Annotated in this window: 14 protein-coding genes; 4 read left to right on the forward strand and 10 right to left on the reverse strand. The window is 72.9% G+C overall.

The annotated features are described in order from the left end of the window. Positions 1 to 47 precede the first annotated feature (47 nt). A complete protein-coding gene (locus tag QSK18_RS01530; protein WP_285616373.1) occupies positions 48 to 6,227 on the forward strand; it encodes an EAL domain-containing protein in 6,180 nt (2,059 codons plus the stop codon). Here QSK18_RS01530 and QSK18_RS01535 read toward each other — a convergent pair. Beyond that, on the reverse strand, positions 6,224 to 7,549 hold the full coding sequence (locus tag QSK18_RS01535) for a hypothetical protein (protein ID WP_232814683.1): 1,326 nt from the start codon (positions 7,547 to 7,549) through the stop codon (positions 6,224 to 6,226). The genes QSK18_RS01530 and QSK18_RS01535 overlap by 4 nt on opposite strands. Positions 7,550 to 7,626: 77 nt before the next feature. Here QSK18_RS01535 and menE point away from each other — a divergent pair, with 77 nt between their 5' ends. Both menE and QSK18_RS01545 read left to right on the forward strand, forming a co-directional pair. After that, a complete protein-coding gene (gene menE / locus QSK18_RS01540) occupies positions 7,627 to 8,871 on the forward strand; it encodes an o-succinylbenzoate--CoA ligase (RefSeq protein WP_285616374.1) in 1,245 nt (414 codons plus the stop codon). 3 nt (positions 8,872 to 8,874) lie between these two features. Further along, the gene (locus QSK18_RS01545) at positions 8,875 to 9,756 is read left to right on the forward strand and encodes a 1,4-dihydroxy-2-naphthoate polyprenyltransferase (protein ID WP_269811198.1); all 882 of its coding nucleotides are present in this window, start codon (positions 8,875 to 8,877) and stop codon (positions 9,754 to 9,756) included. 37 nt (positions 9,757 to 9,793) lie between these two features. Here QSK18_RS01545 and QSK18_RS01550 read toward each other — a convergent pair whose 3' ends face one another. Continuing rightward, positions 9,794 to 10,111 (reverse strand): DUF4229 domain-containing protein, encoded by a 318-nt coding sequence (locus QSK18_RS01550; RefSeq protein WP_285616375.1) that lies wholly within the window; start codon positions 10,109 to 10,111, stop codon positions 9,794 to 9,796. Positions 10,112 to 10,283: 172 nt separating this feature from the next. Here QSK18_RS01550 and QSK18_RS01555 point away from each other — a divergent pair, with 172 nt between their 5' ends. Then, positions 10,284 to 12,893 (forward strand): EAL domain-containing protein, encoded by a 2,610-nt coding sequence (locus QSK18_RS01555; RefSeq protein WP_285616376.1) that lies wholly within the window; start codon positions 10,284 to 10,286, stop codon positions 12,891 to 12,893. Between the two features lie 3 nt (positions 12,894 to 12,896). Here QSK18_RS01555 and QSK18_RS01560 read toward each other — a convergent pair whose 3' ends face one another. The 8 genes from QSK18_RS01560 to QSK18_RS01595 form a co-directional block, all read right to left on the reverse strand. Beyond that, complete coding sequence (locus QSK18_RS01560) at positions 12,897 to 13,190, reverse strand: PLD nuclease N-terminal domain-containing protein (protein WP_232814686.1); 294 nt, start codon at positions 13,188 to 13,190, stop codon at positions 12,897 to 12,899. A 135-nt stretch (positions 13,191 to 13,325) separates the two neighbouring features. Next, positions 13,326 to 14,318: a c-type cytochrome biogenesis protein CcsB gene (ccsB, locus tag QSK18_RS01565; RefSeq protein WP_285616377.1), complete on the reverse strand. Its 993-nt coding sequence runs from the start codon at positions 14,316 to 14,318 to the stop codon at positions 13,326 to 13,328. Between the two features lies 1 nt (position 14,319). Next, positions 14,320 to 16,029: a cytochrome c biogenesis protein ResB gene (gene resB / locus QSK18_RS01570; protein ID WP_232814688.1), complete on the reverse strand. Its 1,710-nt coding sequence runs from the start codon at positions 16,027 to 16,029 to the stop codon at positions 14,320 to 14,322. Then, positions 16,030 to 16,764, reverse strand: a complete 735-nt coding sequence (locus tag QSK18_RS01575; protein WP_232814689.1) for a cytochrome c biogenesis CcdA family protein — start codon at positions 16,762 to 16,764, stop codon at positions 16,030 to 16,032. Then, positions 16,761 to 17,318: a TlpA family protein disulfide reductase gene (locus QSK18_RS01580; protein WP_232814690.1), complete on the reverse strand. Its 558-nt coding sequence runs from the start codon at positions 17,316 to 17,318 to the stop codon at positions 16,761 to 16,763. Before QSK18_RS01580 ends, QSK18_RS01575 begins: the two co-directional genes overlap by 4 nt. Positions 17,319 to 17,323: 5 nt before the next feature. Further along, positions 17,324 to 17,989: a histidine phosphatase family protein gene (locus QSK18_RS01585; protein WP_352396446.1), complete on the reverse strand. Its 666-nt coding sequence runs from the start codon at positions 17,987 to 17,989 to the stop codon at positions 17,324 to 17,326. Positions 17,990 to 18,117: 128 nt separating this feature from the next. After that, complete coding sequence (gene hemL / locus QSK18_RS01590; protein WP_285616379.1) at positions 18,118 to 19,449, reverse strand: glutamate-1-semialdehyde 2,1-aminomutase; 1,332 nt, start codon at positions 19,447 to 19,449, stop codon at positions 18,118 to 18,120. 95 nt (positions 19,450 to 19,544) lie between these two features. Continuing rightward, positions 19,545 to 19,751, reverse strand: a complete 207-nt coding sequence (locus tag QSK18_RS01595) for a hypothetical protein (RefSeq protein ID WP_285616380.1) — start codon at positions 19,749 to 19,751, stop codon at positions 19,545 to 19,547. Positions 19,752 to 19,779: the final 28 nt, after the last annotated feature.

The following is a 19,779-nucleotide window of genomic DNA, read 5'->3' on the forward strand; positions in this document are numbered from 1 at the left end:
CCTGACCTGGCGATACCCCGCCCATCGGGGATTGCGAGGCACGAGGGATGACGAACACGGAGCCGGGCAGCGGCAGCGGCCCCCGGGCCGAGATCCCGGTGCCCGGTCAGCGGCTGCCGGAGGAACCGGCCGGGGCCGCCGGCCTGGCGCCGGGTGAGGTCCTGATCTACGAGGACCGGTTCGGCCGGGTCACCCGGATCGGCACCGGTGAGGACGCGCTGATCCGGCGCGAGATGCTCGGGCCCAACGCGGCCGCCCGGGCCCGGCACTCGGCCGCGGTGATGGAGCGGCTCCGGGGGATCGCCGGGGTGCCCCAGCTGGTCCGCGGCGCCGAGGGCGCGGCTTACCACGCCAAGCCGTTCCGCGGGGAGTCGCTGCGGACGCTGATGGCCTCGCCGGGCTGGCACCTCGACCTGTCCGCCCTGGTCGACGTGGCCGTGGACCTGGCCGCCCTGCTCGCCCAGGTGCATGCCCGGGGCGTGGTGCACCACGACCTCAGCCCCGACACCGTTCTGCTCAGCGTGCCCCAGAACCGGGCGATGGTGGTCAACTTCGACCGGGCCACCCTGTTCTCCGGCGAGCAGCCCGGCTACGCGCACAGCAACTCGATCGTGAACCGGCTGGCCTACCTGGCCCCCGAGCAGACCGGGCGCACCGCCCAGCCGGTCGACCAGCGGGCCGACCTGTACGCCGTGGGGGTCGTCGTCTACGAGTTGTGCACCGGCGAACCGCCGTTCGGCCGGGGTGAGAACGACGCGCTCAGCCTGATGCGCGACCAGCTGGCCCGGATGCCCACCCCGATCGTCCAGGTGAAGCCGGACTTCCCCCGGCCGCTGTCGGACATCGTGGCCAAGCTGCTGGAGAAGGAGCCGGGCCGGCGGTACCAGAGCGCCGCCGGGCTGCTGCACGACCTGAAGCGGCTGCGGCAGGAGCTGGTCAAGGCGGGGGGCGCGCACGGTGGGCGGCAGCTCGCCCGGATCGGCTCGTTCGCGCTCGGCGACCAGGACTTCCCGCACCAGCTCACCGGTCCTTCCCGGCTGATCGCCCGGGAGGCCGCGACCGCCCGGCTGCGCACCGCGTTCCGGCAGGTCCGCACCGGCGGGGCGAGCGGGATCCTGGTCAGCGGGCGGGCCGGGGTGGGCAAGAGTGCCCTGGTCGACCAGCTGCGCCCGACCGTGGCCGAGGCCGGGGGCTGGTTCATCACCGGCACCTTCGACGCGGCCGACGCCGACCTGCGCTCGGACGCGGTGGTGGAGGCCCTCGGCGCACTCGGCCGGCTGCTGCTCGCCGAGCCCGACCACGCCCTGGCCGAGCAGCGTAAACGACTGCGGGACACGCTCGGTGGCAACGCCGCGCTGATCGCCGGGCTGGTGCCGGACCTGGCCCCGGTGCTGGGGGTGCCGGGCGAACCGGCGCTGGGCGATCCGCTGGAACTGCCCAGCCGGGTGCGGCAGGGCGCCCTCGACGTGCTGCGGGCCACCGCCTCCCCGCAGCGCCCGGTGGTGATGGTGCTGGACTCGCTGCACTGGGCCGCACCGTTCCCGCTCGGCCTGGTGGACGCGGTGCTGACCGGCACCGACATCGACGGCCTGCTGCTGGTCGGGACCCTGCGCGAGGACGAGGTGGGTGAGGGGCACCCGCTCGGGGCCCTGGTCCCGCGCTGGTCGCAGCTCGGGCTCTGGCCGGCCGCGGTCCGGCTGGAGAACCTGGCCCGCGACGACCTGGCCGGGATGCTCGCCGAGATGCTCCGGCTGGACCGGCGCGAGTCGGCCCGGCTGGCCGACGTGGTCGGGGCCCGCACCCGGGGCAACCCGTACGAGACCATCGAACTGCTGAACGCGCTGCGCGCCGAGGGCGCCCTGCGACTCGGCGAGACCGGCTGGACCTGGGACGCCTCGACCGTGCGGGGCCGGCTGGCCGGCAGCGACAGCGGCGACCTGCTCGCGGCCGGCCTGCAGCGGCTGCCCGACCCGACCGTGGCGGTGCTGGAGGTGCTGGCCGGGCTCGGGCACCGCAGCGAGCCGGCCACCCTGGCCACCGCGGCCGGGATGAGCATCCAGGAGCTGGACGAGCGGCTGGAACCGGCGCTCGCCGACGGGCTGGTGACGGTCACCAACGGCGACATCGAGGGGCGTTCGACGATCCGGTTCCGGCACGAGCGCAGCCGCCGGCTGGTGCGCGAGCGGCTGGGCCTGGAGGCGGAACGGCTGCTGCACCTGACCATCGCGCACCGCCTGGCCGACGACCCGGCCCACCTGACCACCGCGGCCGCGCAGTACGTGGCCGCCCTGCCGGAACTGACCGCCCCGGCCGAGCGCCGCCGGGCGGCGGCCCTGCTGGAGCGGGCCGGCTCAGCGATCCGGGTGACGAATCCGGTTGCCGCCGAACGCTTCTACGCGGCCGGACGGCGGCTGCTGGCCGGTGAGCTGGGCCCGGACGACGAGGACCTACGGCTGCGCCTGGACCTGGAACGGCACGCCACCGTCTACGGTCTGGGCGACCTGGACACGATGGACGCCCTGTTCGGGTCGCTGAGCACCCGCTGCGCCGACCCGGTGCGCCTGAACGACGCGGTCTGCCTGCAGATCTCGGCCCTGACCAACCGGGGCCGGGTGGACGAGGCGATCACCCTGGGCCGCCGGCAGCTGGAACGTCTGGGCTGCCCGGTCCCGCCCGCCGAGCAGCTCGCCGACCTGGTCGGGGCCGGGCTGCCGGAGTTCGGCGCCTGGGCCGGCGACGACGACCCGAGCGCCGACCTGAGCCGCCCGGAGGTCACCGATCCGCTCGTGCACGCCCGGGCCACGGTGATCCGCCGGCTCGGCCCGGCCGCCTACTTCGCCGACCACGACCTGCTCGGCTGGCTGATCCTGACCAGCTCCCGGATGTGGGCCGAGCACGGCCCGCAGCGGCAACTGGTGGAGTCGCTCTCGCACGCGGCGTTGCTGACGATCGGCCGCAACGACGACTTCCGGACCGGGTACCAGGTGGTGGGCCGGGTGCTGGCGGTCAGCGCCGAGCGCGGTTGGGAACCGGAGACCTCGCACGCCCGCTTCCTCTGCGGAGCCACCGCCCGGCCCTGGTTCGAGCCGCTGGAGCGGGCCGTCGCCGACCTCCAGCAGGCCGAGTCGGGGCTGCTGCGCGGTGGTGAGCCGCAGGCCGCCGCCTTCAGCTACGGCACCCTGTGCGCCTCGATGCTCGACTTCAGCCCGACCCTGAGCGGTCTGCTCGACACCGTCGACCAGGGCCTGGCGCTGGCCACCCGGATGGGCAACGAGCAGGCCCGCCAGCTGATCGTCTCCTACCGGGCGCTGGTCTGGGCGCTGCACGGCGACCAGGCGCCGGACCTGGGCCACCGCAGTTCGCTGACGGTGCCCGCGGCGGTGGTCAACCATCATCTGGTCTGGGCCCTGCTGGCCGCGGTGTTCGGCGACGACGACGCCCTCGAGGCTCACCTGGCCGAGGTGATGTCCCGGTTCGCCTTCGTCGAGAGCCTGTACCTGGGCTCGCAGGCGCACCTGCTGAACGCCCTGCTGCGGGCCCGCCGCGCGGATCCGCGGGCCCGGGACAGCCGGGACTGGCTGGCCCGGCGGGCCGAGGACCTGCCCGCCACCTTCGGCCACCTGCTCTCCTGGATCGACGGCGAGATCGCCTGGGCGGACGGGGACGTGCAGGCGGCGATGAAGCACTTCGACGACGCGATCCTGCACACCCAGCCGTTCCGCGGCTGGCACCGGGCGATGATCACCGAACGGTCGGCGCTGCTGCGGCAGTCGCTCGGCCACGAGTACGGCGCCCGGGCGATGTTCACCCTGAGCCGCGACTCCTACGCCGCCTGGGGCGCCACCCTCAAGGTCGAGCAGCTGCGCCAGCGCCATCCGTTCCTGCGGGCGGTGATGCCCGAGCACGAGCCGCAGCCGCACCGGGTGGACGCGTTGGTGGCCCCGGCCGCCGACCACGACGCGGTGGACCTGCTCGCGGTGCTCTCGGCCTCCCAGGCGATCGGCCGGGAGACCGACTTCGAGCAGTTGCACGCCCGGGTGGTCGAGGTGCTCACCGCGATGACCGGCGCCACCGACGTCACCGTCCTGATCCGCGACGCCGAGGGTGGCTGGGGCACCGCGGGACTGGGTGGCGAGCCGGCCTTCCCGATGTCGGCCTTCCGCTACGCCGAGCGCACCGGCGAGCCGCTGATGGTCGCCGACGCCACCCGGGACGACCGGTTCGGCGCCGACGAGTACCTGCGGGACCTGGCCTGCTGTGCGCTGATGGTGGTGCCGATCCAGGCCCAGGGCCGGACCGTCCTGGTCCTGGTGCTGGAGAATCACCTGCACAGCAACGCCTTCTCGGCCGACCGGCTGGACGCCGTACGGCTGGTCGCCGGGCAGCTGGCCGTCTCGTTCGAGAACGCCCTGGCCCGGCGCCGGACCGAGCAGGAGGCCGAGCAGCGGGAGAAGCTGCTGGAGGCGGTGCGCCAGCGGGAACGGCTGCTGGAGACGCTGCTGGCGATCCAGCGCGACATCTCCCACCGGGTGCCGCTGCAGATGGTCATGGACGCCGTCACCGAGGGCGCCTCGGCCATGCTCGGCGGCGCGTTCGTGGCCCTGGTGCTGCTCGACCTCAACGGCACCGACCGGCCGAACATCCCCTCGGTGAGCGGGCACCGGGCCGGGGCCGGGACCGACGAGGCGGTGCTGCGCACGGCGATCGCCGCGGTCGAGGCCGACGAACTGGTTTCCGCACCGGAGGGCGAGGAGCAGGACATCACCCTCATCGCCGCCCCGGTGCACGTCAGCGGGCGGATCATCGGCAGCCTGGTGACCAGCGCCCCGGAACGGCTGGGGGCCGAGGACTGGCGCCAGGACCTGCTGGGCGCGTTCGCCGAGCAGGTCAGCCTGGCCCTGAACGACGCCAGCACGCTGGAGGCGATCCGCGAGGCCTCCTACGACTCGCTCACCGGCCTGGCCAACCGCTCGCTGTTCCTGGACCGGCTGAAGCAGGCCCTCTCCGGTCCCGCGGAGCACGAGTCCGCCGAGGTCAGCGTGCTGTTCATCGACCTGGACCGGTTCAAGGCGGTGAACGACACCCTCGGGCACGCGGCCGGTGACGAACTGCTGGCCGAGGTGGCCCGGCGGCTGCGCGAGAGCATCCGGGACAGCGACACCGTGGCCCGGCTCGGCGGGGACGAGTTCGCGGTGCTGATGGAGGGCACCCGGGGCCCGGCCCCGGCGCTGCGGGCGGCCGAGCGGATCAGCCACGCGCTGAGCCGGCCGATCCCGGTGCACGGCCGCGACATCTTCGTCTCGGCCAGCGTGGGGGTGGCCTGCGGCCAGGCCGCGCAGCACGAGACCGGCGAACTGCTGCGCCAGGCCGACCTGGCGATGTACCAGGCCAAGAAGTCCGGCTCCCGGCGGGCGGTGGTCTTCGAACCGCAGATGCAGGAGGACGCCCGGGACCGCCTGGAGCTGCAGGGTGACCTCCGCCGGGCGCTCGCCGAGAGCCAGTTCGAGCTGGTCTACCAGCCGCTGATGGATCTGCAGGACCCGGCCGGGCGGCGGCCGCTGGGGGTGGAGACGCTGATCCGCTGGCGCCACCCCGAGCGCGGGCTGATCTCCCCGGCCCTGTTCGTCCCGCTCGCCGAGGAGACCGGGGCGGTGGTCGAGATGGGCCGCTGGGTGCTGGTCCAGAGCTGCCGCCAGGTCGCGGCCTGGCGCCGCCACTCCTGGCCCGACCTGGGCCTGAACATCAACGTCTCGGCCCGTCAGCTCGCCGACGGGCTGCTCGCCAAGGAGGTGATCAGCACCCTGGCCGAGACCGGTCTGCCGGCCTCGGCGCTGACCCTCGAGCTGACCGAGACAGTGCTGATGGAGGACCCGGAGGGGATCACCGCGCAGCTGTCGGAGCTGCGCCGGCTCGGCGTGCAGGTCGGCATCGACGACTTCGGCACCGGCTACTCCTCGCTGTCCTACCTGCGGCGCTTCCCGGTGGACAAGCTGAAGATCGACAAGTCGTTCATCGACAACATCGAGACCGTCGAGGAGGACCTGGCGATCGTGCGCACGGTGGTCGACCTGGCCCGGATCCTGGCGCTGGAGACCACCGCCGAGGGCATCGAGAGCGGCGCCCAGGCCGACCTGCTGCACGACGTGGGCTGCGAGGTCGGCCAGGGGTACTTCTTCGCCCGGCCGCTGCCTCCGGAGGAGATCCCGGCGTTCCTGTCGAAGTTCTAGAAGGGCACGATGTCGCGGTGCAGCACCCGGTGCCGCAGCGCCGCCCGGAACAGGTCGGCCGCCCCGGAACGGGCCCGCAGCTGCCGGTCCAGCAGGGCGCCGGACTCCTCGACCAGTTCCATCCAGCGCAGTTCCCGCAGCACCGCGAAGAACAGCGCGCTGGTGTCGCTCTCGGACGGGGTGCGCCGGCCGGCCACCCGCCAGCCGGACTCGGTGATCACCGCCTGGACCAGGGTGCGCACGTCTTCCTCACCGACCACGTCGCCCGGGGCCAGCACCGCCAGCACGACCTCCCAGGCCACGGCCAGGGCGGAGTGCTCCGGGCCGACCAGCCCGGCGGCCACGGCCTGCCAGAGGGTGCGGCCGTCGGCCAGGGCGGCCCGGCCGCTCGGGGTCAGGGTGAGCCGGGAGGCCCGGCGCCGGCACAGGCCCAGGCGCTGCGCGGTCTCGCGCAGCACCAGCACCGGGTAGGCGTCGACCTCGCGGTTGGCCGGGCCGATCAGCTCGTCGCGCCAGCCCAGCTCGTCGAGCGCCCGGGAGACGGTGCGCGGCGGCAGGTAGCCGGCCGCGGTCAGGGCCAGGCCGTCGCCGATCTCGGTGAGCAGCCAGTCGAGCGGGCGCAGCAGCGCCCGGGCCGGCGCGGCCATGCCCGGGTCGACGTTCTCGCGCAGCGACGTCTCCAGCGGGGCCAGCAGACCGCCGCGGGTGGTCGAGCGCGGGCCGCGGATCCAGTCGTCCAGCCGCTCGTCGAGGATCTGGTCGTACAGCGCCTCGCCGGACAGGTCCATCCGGGGCGAGAGCAGCACGTTCAGGGTGATCTCGGCCTGCGAGTCGCGCCAGCCCCGGGTGCCCGGCTGCAGGTCGCCCACGGCCACCGCCAGCTCCAGCCGGTCGGCCACCGCCTCGCGGGCCTGGCCCTCGGCCGGGCCCATGATCGCGCCCCAGGTGAGCAGTTCGGTGTCCGGCGGCTCGATGCCCGAGCGCTGCATCGCCCGGCGCACCACCGTGCGGCCCCGGTCGGGGGCCTGGTCACCGGTGAAGAGGATCTGCCGGGTGGTGTCGCTGCGGGCGATACCGGCGTAACGCTGCATACTCAGGCCGTCGAGCAGTGCGGCCAGCGCCGTGGCCACCCGCCAGCGGCCCTGCGCGTCCGACATCCACGACCGGTTCAGCTCGTCCCAGCAGAACTGCTGGAGCCGCCACTGCGTCACCGATTCGGGACCCTCACCCCCGGTCAGAGAGTCCCAAGCCGCCCGAGCGTCCTCGGCCACCTCGGGTTCGGCACGGCCGATTGCGGCCAGCGCCTGTTCCACGGAATGCACGGAAGCAGCCTGCCACTAACCATCCTCCTGGGGAACCTGCCGCGCTGGCCGATCAGGTCACCGCTTAGCATTGGCCGGTGCCGAACGGGACCCCCTCACGCTTCCTCGAGACCCGGCTGACCTGCACCGATGATCGTCTTAACGGCCTCCTTCCGGTGCTCCGGGCAGCGCTTTCGGGCAGTGGGCCGGCCCTCGCGCTCAGCGACGATGTCCCGCAAAGTCACCGTAAATCCACAGTGGGTCCATCTCCGGGCGATCTCGTCGGGGCCCCGATCCCGCTGGTCGGGGCCGATGACGACAGCGCCGACCCGACCGCGGTGGCGGTCCGGACGTCCGGTTCCACGGGTGCGGCCAAACACGTTCTGTTGTCCTCCTCGGCCCTGCTGAGCTCGGCCGCCGCCGCCCACGACCGGCTCGGCGGCAGCGGTCGCTGGCTGCTGGCGCTGCCCGCCCAGCACGTGGCCGGGCTCCAGGTCCTGGTGCGCTCGCTGGTGGCCGGCACCACCCCGGTCGTGATGGACCTCACGTCCGGCTTCACCCCGGCCGGCTTCGCCGAGGCGACCGCCCGGCTGAAGGGGCAGCGGTTGTACACCTCGCTCGTCCCGACCCAGCTCGTGCGTCTGCTGGACAGCCCGGAGGTCGACGCACTGCGGCGCTACGACGCGATTCTGGTCGGCGGGGCCGCAGCAGGGCCGGCGTTGCTCGAACGGGCTGCGGCAGCGGGCGTCCGACTGGTGACCACGTACGGCATGAGCGAAACGGCGGGCGGCTGCGTCTACGACGGGGTGCCGCTGGACGGCGTGCAGATCACCCTCGACGAGCCCGACGGCCGGATCCGGATCGCGGGGCCGGTGCTGGCCCGGGGGTATCTCGGCGACCCGGAGGGCACCGAGGCCGCCTTCGGCACCCGGCCGCGGCAGTTCGTCACCAGCGACCACGGCTCCTGGCAGGAAGGGCGACTGCAGATCGGGGGACGACTGGACTCGGTGATCATCAGCGGTGGCCTCAACATCGTCCCCGGCCCGCTTGAAGACGCTCTTGGTCACCTCTCCGGGGTGGCCGAGGCCGTGGTGGTCGGGTTGCCCGACCCCGAGTGGGGTCAGCGGGTGGCTGCGGCGATCGTGCTCTCCCCCGGCGCCGTTCCCCCTACCCTGGCCGAGGTCCGCGCCGCGGTCCGGCAGTTCGCCGACCCCCGCTCGGCGCCCCGGCAGCTGACCGTGCTGGAGAGCCTGCCGCTGCGCGGGCCCGGTAAGCCCGATCGCTCGGCGATCGCGCAGACCCTGGTGAGCACACCACCGACCGAAGTCCTGAGAGGAAGCTGAAGCATGGCCACCGCAACGCAATGGGTCGAGGGGGCGCGGCTGCGCACCCTCCCGCTCTCGGCCGCCCCGGTGCTGGCCGGGACCGGCGCGGCGATCGGCCAGGACCTGGGCTGGGGCGGGCGGGAACTGCTGGCGGCGGTGCTCGCAATGATCGTCTCGCTGGCCCTGCAGGTCGCCGTGAACTACGCCAACGACTACTCCGACGGCATCCGCGGCACCGACGACGACCGGGTCGGGCCGTTCCGGCTGACCGGCTCCCGCGCCGCCCGCCCGGAAGAGGTCAAGCGCGCCGCCTTCACCGGTTTCGGCGTGGCCGGGGTGGCCGGGCTGGCGCTGGTGCTGCTGTCCGGGCACCTCTGGCTGCTCGCCGTCGGGGTGCTGTGCGTGCTCGCGGCCTGGTACTACACCGGCGGCAAGCACCCCTACGGCTACGCCGGGTTCGGCGAGGTGTCAGTGTTCGTCTTCTTCGGCCTGGTGGCGGTGCTCGGCACGATGTACACCCAGGTGGGGACGATCTCGGGCACCGGAGTGGGGGCGGCCACCGGGATGGGGGCGCTGGCCTGCGCGGTCCTGGTCGCGAACAACCTGCGCGACATCCCCACCGACGCCGTGAGCGGGAAGCGGACGCTGGCGGTGCGACTGGGCGACCCGGCGACCCGGGTGTTCTTCACCTTCCTGGTGGCCACCCCGTTCGTGCTCACCCTGGTGATCTCGCCCTGGCACCCCTGGACCGCGCTGTCGCTGCTGGCCCTGCCCCTGGCCAAGGGCCCGGTGACCGCGGTGACCTCGGGCGAGACCGGTCTGGGACTGATCCCGGCGGTCGGCGGCACCGGCAAGCTGGGCCTGGTGTGGGCCCTGCTGATGGGCATCGGCCTGGCCTTCTGAGCCCCGCCGGCCGGGCCGGGCCGACCGCGCGAGCCGGCTACTTCTTCGGCTGCTGGTCCTGCTCGGCCCGGATCGCCTCGGCGGCCAGCGCGTCCTCCACCTCGTCGTCCGGCCGTTCGAGGCCGGCCTCACGGGCCGCGGCCTTCTCGTCCAGCCGCCGCCGGGTGCGCTCGGCCAGGGCCAGGCTCACCTCTTCGCGCGGCCTGCGCAGGAAGAGGTAGGACAGGGCCACCGAGATCACCCAGGCGAACACGATGAGCAGCAGGCTGCGGCCCATGACGAGGCCCAGCCCGATCAGGACCGCGACGAAGATCGCGAGCCGCATGGCGGTGTACTTGATCAGAGCCTGGTGCACCCCTTCAGGGTAGCCCGGCGTCACTCTCCGGCCGTCGCCCGCCCACCGGCACCTGACCGGGACGGGTCTTCAAGCTGCCCCCCTTCCCTGCCGAAGCAACGCGCATCAGCGTTCACCCGACCGGGTGACCCGCACCCGCGGTCTCGGCCGACGCCAGCAGGGAGACGACACGATGCAGCTTCTCGGGGCCGATCCCGGCGGCGAAGGCCGTCCCACCACTCCCGGCCTGAATTCCACCGACCTCAGCCCGGCCGGTCTGGCCCCGCTCACCGGTTTCGCCGGAACCGGCGCGACCGGCACCCAGGCGGGCCGCTGGGGCCGGCTGCGCCGGATGGGCCGGCTCAGCCGGATCAGCCGGGGCAGCCGCCGTGGCGCCCGGGTGCGACTGCGCGGCCGCCGTCCGGTCGTGCGCACCGGCCGCCCGGGGCCGATCGATGATCACGCCGGTCTGCCCGCACCTCTGCTGACTCCCCCGCTGGCGATCGCAACCCCTGTGCTGGACAACCAATCCCGCGACGCCGGGTGCGGATTCGACACCCTGACCTTCGGACCGGTCACACGCCCCGGCGGGCCCGGCGAAGAAGAGGCGGACACCGCCGAGTGGGACCTGCCGGTGTCCATGGCGATCGACCTGTCCGACGGCCCGAAGGTGATCCGGCGCCCGCTCCCGCCGCTACCCCCGGAGTTGCTCAAAGGCGTTCCCCGGCAGGCCGGTCCCGAGCGGGCCAACCCTGATGCGAACGACCAGGACGAACAGACCGGGCCGACCAACCCGGTCCTGGCCGAAGCCCTCGTTCCACCTCAGGCGCCGACCCCCGTGACCCCCTATGCCGGCGTCAATCTGAACCCGTCCTCTCCGGTGACCCACAAGGAACCCCGACGCGTCCCCGAGGCCCTGCTCACCCTCGTCCTTTCGTTGATCGCATCGGCCACCGCCTGGGCCACCGCCGCCACCCCGCAGGTCTGGCTCGCGCTCTCGGCCCTCCCCGCGGCCGGACTCCTGGCGCTGCTGCTGCCCGAGGCAACGGTGGCCCGGGTACTGCGCGCCACCGCGCTTTTCGCCTCCGCCGCCGCGCTGGCCGTGCTCGACCCGGCCATGACTCCCGTCAGCCTGACCATCGCCCTGGCCACCGCAGCCTTCTACCCCCTGATGCTCAGCCCAGCCGGCGGCTGGCTGGTTACCGCATTGGCTGTCGTCTCCCCCACCGCCGCACTGATCGGGCGCACGCTCGCCGACGGCCCCGACCGGGTGCTCCGCATGCTGGGCGACCCGCAGGCGAATCCGGCAGTCGGCCCCCAGATCGCGCTGGCCTCCGGCATTCTCGTCGCCGGACTGGTCGGCCTGACCACCACCGTCACCCGCCGCCGGCTCATCGGTGCCGCCTCAGCCGCCCAGACGGCCGAGCGCCAGGCCCGTGCCGAGGCGGCCGCCCTGGCCGCCGCCTCCTCGACCGATCCGGCCACCGGCCTGCCCAACCGCGACGGCCTGCTGCGGGCGATCGCGCTCACCCTCACCGAGCCCGACCCGGTCACCCGCGGCAGCAGCCAGCCCCCGGTCGGGCTGGTCCTGGCCGAGATCGAGCGGTTCGACCACCTGGCCGACACCTTGGGCGCCCCGCTGGCCGACGACCTCGCCGCCCAGGCCGGTCTGCGGATCTCCGAGGCCTTCGCCGACCATCTGGTGGGCCGCGTCTCGCGTCACCAGTTCGCCGTGGTGCTGACCGAGGACGTGCTCACCCCTAACGCCGACACCTGTGCCGACGTGGCCCGCAGCATCAGCCGGCAGATGGCCGAGCCGGTGCTGGCCGGCCGCCGCGAGTTCACCCTGTCCTGCTCACTGGGCGCCGTGATCTCTGGGCCCGGACTGATCACCGCCGACGACCTGCTGCAGGCCGCCGACGAGGCGGTACGCACCGCCCGGCGCGGTGGCCGCGGCCGCTTCACCATGTTCGACCGGGCCGTGCGGGCCCGCCGCCGGCTGCAGGCCGGGCTGGAGAACGAACTGCGCCAGGCCGTGCTGCGCGGCTCGATCGAGGTGGACTTCCAGCCGATGCTCGCGCTGGGCTCCGGGACCGACGACGACGACCACATCACCGGCGCCGAGGCCCGCCCGCGCTGGCGGCGGCCGGACGGCACCACCATGCCCGCCGAGGACTTCCTGCCGCTGGCCGACGAGCTCGGGCTGGGCGTCACCCTCGGCCTGCAGACGATCAACCGGGCCCTGACCGCGCTGGTGATCTGGCGGCACGAGGGGGTCGGCGTGGACCAGGTCTGGGTCGGCCTGACCCCGGCCCAGCTGCAGGATCCGGACTTCGCCCACGAGGTGGCCGCGCAGCTGGCGATCCGCGGGCTGGCCGCCTCCTGCCTCACCCTGCAGATCGGGGCCGGTGAGCTCGGCGAGTCCGGCCAGGCCCTGCTGACCCTGGGAATGCTTCGCTCGCTGGGGATCTCGGTGGCCCTGGCCGACTTCGGCGGCGGCGGAACGTCTCTGACCATGCTGCGCCGGCTGCCGATCAGCGCGGTGAAGCTGGATGCGCGGCTGACCGCCGAGCTCGCCGAGGCCGACGACGTGCCCCGGGCCGCGGCCCAGTTGTGCCACTCGCTCGGGCTACAGGTGATCTGCGACGCCGTGCAGACTCCCGGCCAGCTGGAGGGAGCCCGGCGGATCGGGGCGGACGCGGTGCAGGGTCAGGCGATCGCCCGGCCGATGTCCGCGCAGGACGTGACCAACCTGCTCACCCTGCGCATGCCTCGCGCCCTGCGGCTGGGCACCGAGAGCTAGAAGCTACTTCTTGTCCTCGTCGTCCGGCCGGGGCTGGCGGTGGTCGAGGGTGCGCAGGAAGTCGGGGTCGTCGTCGGGGCCCAGGGTGCGCAGCCGCCGCGGCGGCTGATTGCCCGGCGCGGCCTGGTGCCCGAAGAAGATCCAGATCAGACCGCCGAAGAACGGCACCATCACGATCAGCAGCAGCCACAGGGGTTTGGGCAGGGTGCGGATCTCGTCGTTGTTGCTGCGCAGGCAGTCGATGACCGCGTAGATGGTGATGCCGAGCGCCGCGAGCACGAGAAGAACCCTGACCATCGCCCAATGGTAGGCGGTGAGTCTGTGGCCCGCGCGTCCCCTTCGCGCACCACGAGAACCGAACCACAAACCGAGGACGCCTGTGAGCCGGAAGGCTCACAGGCGTCCTTGGTTTAGATCTTGGTTTCGTCGGTGCTACTTCGCGTAGGCGTGCAGCCCGGAGAAGAACAGGTTGACCCCGAAGTAGTTGAACATCAGGCAGGCGAAGGCGACGCAGGCCAGGTACGCGGCCCGCTTGCCGTCCCAGCCGCGGGTCGCCCGGGCGTGCAGGTAGGCGGCGTAGGCGACCCAGATGACGAAGCTCCAGATCTCCTTCGGGTCCCAGTTCCAGTAGCGGCCCCAGGCCTTCTCGGCCCAGATCGCACCGGCGATCAGGGTGAAGGTCCACAGCGGGAAGGCGATCGCGTAGAGCCGGTAGGACGTCCGGTCCAGCACGTCGGCGCTGGGCAGCTTGTCCATGAAGGCGCCGCGCGTGGGCGGCCGGCCCGCCGCGCTCAGCGAGGCCCGCCGGTCCTGCACCAACTGCAGCACGGTCAGCGAGAACCCGAGCACGTAGAGGGCGGAGGCGATGAACGCCACCGACACGTGGATGATCAGCCAGGTGCTCTGCAGGGCCGGCACCAGCTGGGCCGACTCGGTGTAGAGCACGGCGACCGCCAGGCCCAGGGTGAGCAGCACCGGGCCGACCACGAAGGTGCCCAGGAAGCGCAGGTCGAGGCGCCACAGCGAGGCCAGGTAGACCGCCGTGACGACGACCGCCCCGCTGATCGAGAACTCGTACATGTTGCTCCACGGCACCCGCTCCGCGGAGATGCCCCGGGTGATCACCCCGCCCAGGTGCAGGGCGAAGGCGAGCCAGGTGACCATCACCGCCATCGCCACGGTCTGCCGCTTCTCACCGGCCCGGTCGCCCGCCGCGAGCGAGGTCGGGGCCAGGTCGGTCCCGTGCTCGCTGGTCACCGACGGGACGCCGACCTTGGCCAGTTCCTTCTCGCGGACCGCGGCGGCGGCCACCCGGCCCCGGCCGGACAGGTCCACGGCGAAGGCGACCAGGGCGACGGCGTAGGCCGCCATCGCCGAATAGATCAGGTTGTTGCTCAACTGCGCCAGGGATTCGTTGACGCCCACGTCAGACTCCTTCGCCCGCTGTGTCGGCCGGCTTCTCGCTGGGCGCGTCCGGTTCCCGGTCCGCGCGTGGTTCGGTCGCCGCCGTGTCCGTGCTGGTCGCCGGGGACTCCTCCACCCGGGCGGGCACTGCGGCCGTAAGGAGACTACGCACCTCGTCGGCGAGTTGCGTGTCTTCGGTCCGGGAGAGTCCGCCGACCCCGACGACGGTGAGGCCGTCGGCGCCGGGCGTGACCCGGAACCAGACCCGGCGCCGGCGGACGAACAGCGAGGCCGTCACGCCGAACAGGGCCATCAGGGCGAAGACCAGGACATAGGGCTTCGTCGGGTCGTAGCGGATGTCGAGCGCGACGTAGCGGGTGACGCCGTCGAGGGTGACGGTGCCGTTGCCCCCGGGCAGCTCGACGCTCTCGCCCACCCCGATCGTCTTGCTGAACTGCTCGCCCTCGGCGTTCTTGACCGGGGTCAGCCCCTCCGGATCGAGGACGTAGACCGACCGGCCCACACCGTCGTCCAGGCCCAGGTCCCCGGTGAAGGCGAGAACCTGCAGCCGGGGGTTGTCGGCGGCCGGGAACACCGAGATCTCGGCGCCGGTGGCCGGGTCGGTGCCGGCGGTGGGCAGGAACACGCCCATCAGGCCCAGCTGCCGGGGCTTGGCCGCGGGCAGCTTGATCACGCCGGTGGAGGTGTAGTTCGAGTCGTTGGACAGGAAGGCCACCGGCCCGGACCAGACCTCGTTGCCCTCGCCGTCGCGCACGGTGATCTCGGGGGCGTAGCCGTTGCCGACCAGGAACAGCCGGGCGCCGTTCACGTCCAGCGGCTGGTTGACCCGGATCGACCTCTCCTGCGGGTCGGCCCCGGGCTCGGTGACCAGGTCGACCTTGGCCTCGAAGTCGCGGGCGGCGCCGAACTGGCTCCCGCCCGCCTGGGACTCGAAGTCGGCGGTGAAGCTCTTCAGCGTGAACGAGTACGGCGGCAGGTCGTCGGCGCCGACGTTGCGGCCGGCCTGGAAGGTGTCGTACTGCGGCAGGGTGTTCGCCCACTTCTCGCCGACGATCACCAGGTTCTGGCCGGAGTAGCTGACGAACGAGCCGATCGCCATCGCCGCCAGCAGCCCGACCAGCGAGAGGTGGAAGAGCAGGTTGCCGGTCTCGGAGAGCATCCCGCGGTCGGCCGAGAGCGTCTGCCCGTCGTGCGCGTGCACCCGGTAACGCCTGCGCCGCAACGCCTTGCGGGCCGCCTCGAGCACCTCTTCCGGCGCCGCCGAGGTCTCGGCGCGGCCGTGCACCGGCATCCGCTCCAGGCGGCGCGGGGCGCGCGGCGGCTTGGCCAGCAGCGCCTTGAACTGCTGCCGGGTGCGCGGCACCACGCAGCCGATCAGCGAGATGAACAGCAGCAGGTAGATCGCCGAGAACCAGGGCGAGCCGTAGACGTCGAAGCCGTCGAACCGGTTCACCCAGGGCGCCAGGGTGGGGTGCTCCTCGATGAAACCGGTGACCTGGGCGGGGTCGATCCGGGTCTGCGGGATCAGCGAGCCCGGCACCGCGGCCAGGGCGAGCAGCATCAGCAGGATCAGCGCGGTGCGCATGCTGGTGAGCTGACGCCACATCCAGCGCAGCCAGCCGATCGGCCCCAGCCGGGGCTGCACGATCGGCCGTTCGGTGTCGGTCTCGGGCAGCCGGGGCTTCTGGCCCTCCTGCAGGTCGGCGCTCATCTACAGCACCAGCTCGAAGTTGGCCACGAACCCCTGGCTGCTCGCCACCAGGTGCCCCCAGAAACCGCTAACCAGCATCAGCCCGATCAGGACGAGCATGATCCCGCCGAACCGGGTGATCGCCACCCGGTGCCGGCGCAGCACGCCGAAGGCCGACATGGCGCGCCGGTAGGCCAGCGCGGCCAGCAGGAACGGCAGGCCCAGGCCCATGCAGTAGGCGAAGGCCAGCAGGCCGCCCCGGCGGGCGTCGCCGAAACCGCTGGACATCGAGACGATCGCGGTGAGCGTGGGGCCGATGCACGGCGTCCAGCCCAGGCCGAACACCACCCCGAGCAGCGGGGCGCCGACCAGGCCGGCGGTGGGCCGGATGTCGAGCCGGCGCTCCACCGCGAACCTGGGCAGGAAGCCCGCGAACAGCAGCCCGAGGACGATGGTCACGGCCCCCAGCACCCGGGTGATGATGTCGTTGTACTCCATCAGCGAGCGCCCGACGGCCCCGGCGATCCAGCCCATGGTCACGAACACCGCGGTGAAACCGGCGATGAACAACGCCACTCCGAGCACCATCCGGCCGCGGCGCTGCTGCTCCAGGTCCTCACCGGTGAGACCGGTGACGTAGCCCAGGTAACCGGGCACCAGGGGCAGCACGCAGGGCGAGGCGAACGAGACCAGCCCGGCCAGGACCGCGATCGGGACGGCCAGCAACAGGGGGCCGTCGAGCACCGTGCCGGTCATGCCTGCGCATCTCCCGAGACGTCCTCGACCAGGTCGACCAGGGTGACCTTGGAGACCACGCCGACGTAGCGCGCGGCGATCCGGCCCTCGGCGTCGAGCACCAGGGTGACCGGGATGGTCTGCGAGGTGACCGCCCCGTTCAGGGCCAGCAGCAGGTCACCCTCGTCGAACAGGCTCGGGTAGGTGATCCCGTACTCCTTCTCGTGGGTCTTCGCCCCGGCCACGGTGTCGCGGAAGGCGATCCCGACGAAGTTCGCCTTCTCGCCCAGTTCCTCGTGCGCCTCCTGCAGGTCCGGCGCCTCGGTCCGGCAGGGCCCGCACCACGAACCCCACACGTTCATCACCAGCGGCTTGCCGCGCAGCGAGGCGAGGTCGAGCTTCTCGCCCTCGACCGTGGTGCCGGACATCGCGATCGGCTCCTTACGGTCACCGGTCTCGATGAACTGGGTGGCGCTGCCGTCGACGGCGGTGCCGTCGTCGGCCGACGCGTTCGAGCAGCCCGCCAGAGCCAGGACGAGGGCGCCGGCGGCGATCAGAGGTCGTGCGGAGAACATGGGACTCAGGCTCCCGCAATCTTCTGTGCGCCGGGCAGCAGGTCGCGCGAGGGCTCGGTGTAGGACACCGAGACCACCCGGTCGTCGTGGTACGTGATCGAGGTGACCGAGGCCAGCGAGCACTCGCGGGCGCGCGGGTCGTGCCACAGCCGGCGGTTCTCCACCTTCAGCCGGGCCATCCAGATCGGCAGCTGATGGCTGACCAGCACCGCCTCGTGGCCCACGGCCTTGTCCCGGGCGTCGGCCGCACCGGCCAGCATCCGCCCGGCGACCTGCTCGTAGGGCTCGCCCCAGGACGGCCGGAACGGGTTGCGCAGGTGCCACCAGTGCTGCGGGTGCCGCAGCGAGCCGTCGCCCACCCCGAAGGTCAGGCCCTGGAACACGCTGGTGCCCTCGGTGATCCGCGGGTCGGTGCCGACCTCCAGGTCGTGCGCCCCGGCCACCGGCTCGGCGGTCTGCTGGGCCCGCTCCATCGGCGAGGCGATCACCAGCACCACGTCGCGGGTGGCGAAGAACCCGGCGGCCCGCTCGGCCATCCGGTGGCCCAGGTCGGACAGCCGGAAACCGGGCAGCCGGCCGTAGAAGATGCCCTGCGGGTTGTAGACCTCGCCGTGGCGCAGCAGGTGCACCACGGTGCGGTGGTTCGCCTCGTCACCGGCCGTCGGGCGCACCAGGTGCGCGTTGACGTCCGGGTCCACCTCGGGCAGGTGGTCGGGCGCGGGCGGCACGTCCGGGTGGATCAGTTCCTCGTTGGTGCGCGGGGTCGCGCTCTCGCCGCTGGGCGGGTGCTCCTGGCTGGTCACGGCGCCATCCTTGCAGCCTCGGCGGCCGCCGCGGGCAGAGCGGAGACCACCTGGTCGAGGACCGTGTCGTCGTGCACGGCGGAGAGGAACCAGGCCTCGAAGGCGCTGGGCGGCAGGTAGACGCCCTGGCTGAGCATCGAGTGGAAGAACGCGGCGAACGCCGGCAGGTTCTGCTGCCGGGCCTGGTCGTAGTTGGTCACCGTGGTCTGCTCGGTGAAGAACACGCTGAACATCGAACCGGCGAACTGGATGGTGTGGGGCACCCCGGCGGCGTTCAGCGCGTCGCGCACGGCGTAGGCCAGCTTGCCCGACTGGGCCAGCAGGTGGCCGTACACGTCGTCGGTGAGGTTGCGCAGGGTGGCCAGACCGGCGGCGGTGGCCACCGGGTTCCCGGACAGGGTGCCCGCCTGGTAGACCGGGCCGGCCGGGGCCAGGTGGCCCATCACGTCGGCGCGGCCGCCGAACGCGGCGGCCGGGAAGCCCCCGCCCATCACCTTGCCGAAGGTGAACAGGTCGGGCTCTGGGCCGGACTCCGAGAGCCCCTGCCAGCCCGACCGCGACACCCGGAAACCGGTCATCACCTCGTCGGAGATCAGCAGGGCGCCGTTCAGCCGGGTGACGTCGCGCAGGGCGGCCTCGAACTCGCGGCTCGGCGGGACCACGCCCATGTTGCCGGCGGCGGCCTCGGTGATCACCGCGGCGATCTGCCCGCCCTCGGCCGCGAACACCTTCTGCAGGGCCTCGACGTCGTTGTACGGCAGGACGATCGTGTCGGCGGCCGCCGCCCCGGTGACCCCGGGGGTGTCCGGGAGGGCCAGCGTGGCCAGGCCGGAGCCGGCCGCGGCCAGCAGGCTGTCCACGTGGCCGTGGTAGCAGCCGGCGAACTTCACGATCCGGGAGCGGCCGGTGAAGCCGCGGGCCAGGCGGATCGCGCTCATCGTGGCCTCGGTCCCGCTGGAGACCAGGCGGAGCTGCTCGACCGGGGCGACCCGGGAGACGATCTCCTCCGCCAGGGCCACCTCGCCCTCGGTCGGCGTGCCGAACGAGAACCCGTTGGCGGTGGCGGCGCGGACGGCCTCCATCACGGCCGGGTGCTGGTGGCCCAGGATCATCGGGCCCCACGAGCACACCAGGTCGACGTAGCGCCGCCCGTCGGCATCGAAGAGATAAGGCCCCTCGCCCCGCACCATGAACCGCGGCGTGCCCCCCACCGCGCGGAAGGCGCGTACCGGGGAGTTGACGCCACCTGGCGTCACGGCGGAGGCGCGATCGAAGAGCGCCTGCGAAGCGGGAGCGTCGGCCGGGTAGACCCCACTGACGTCTGTCACCAGTGCAGTGTCCCAGTCCCGGACCTAGGACCCGCGACTGGGGGTCCTAGGTCTCCGCCGATCCTGCCCTGATCCTGCGCTGATCTTGCGGTGTTTCAGAGGTACAGGTCGACCCGGCCGGCCCCGATCGCCTGCACCGCCGCCATCTGGGCGGCCTGGGCCGCCATCATCGCGGCGTCGGCGGCCCGCTGGGCCAGCATCCGCGAGGCCTGCCGCTGTTCCATCATCTGCATGGTCGCCAGCAGGTCGACCCCGCCGTTGCCGACGTAGGCGTACTGGTTGCTCACGGCTCCTACACTCATCACTCCTCCTAGCCCGTCCAGGATCAAG

The organism is Kineosporia sp. NBRC 101677 (genome assembly GCF_030269265.1).
Classification (GTDB): domain Bacteria; phylum Actinomycetota; class Actinomycetes; order Actinomycetales; family Kineosporiaceae; genus Kineosporia; species Kineosporia rhizophila.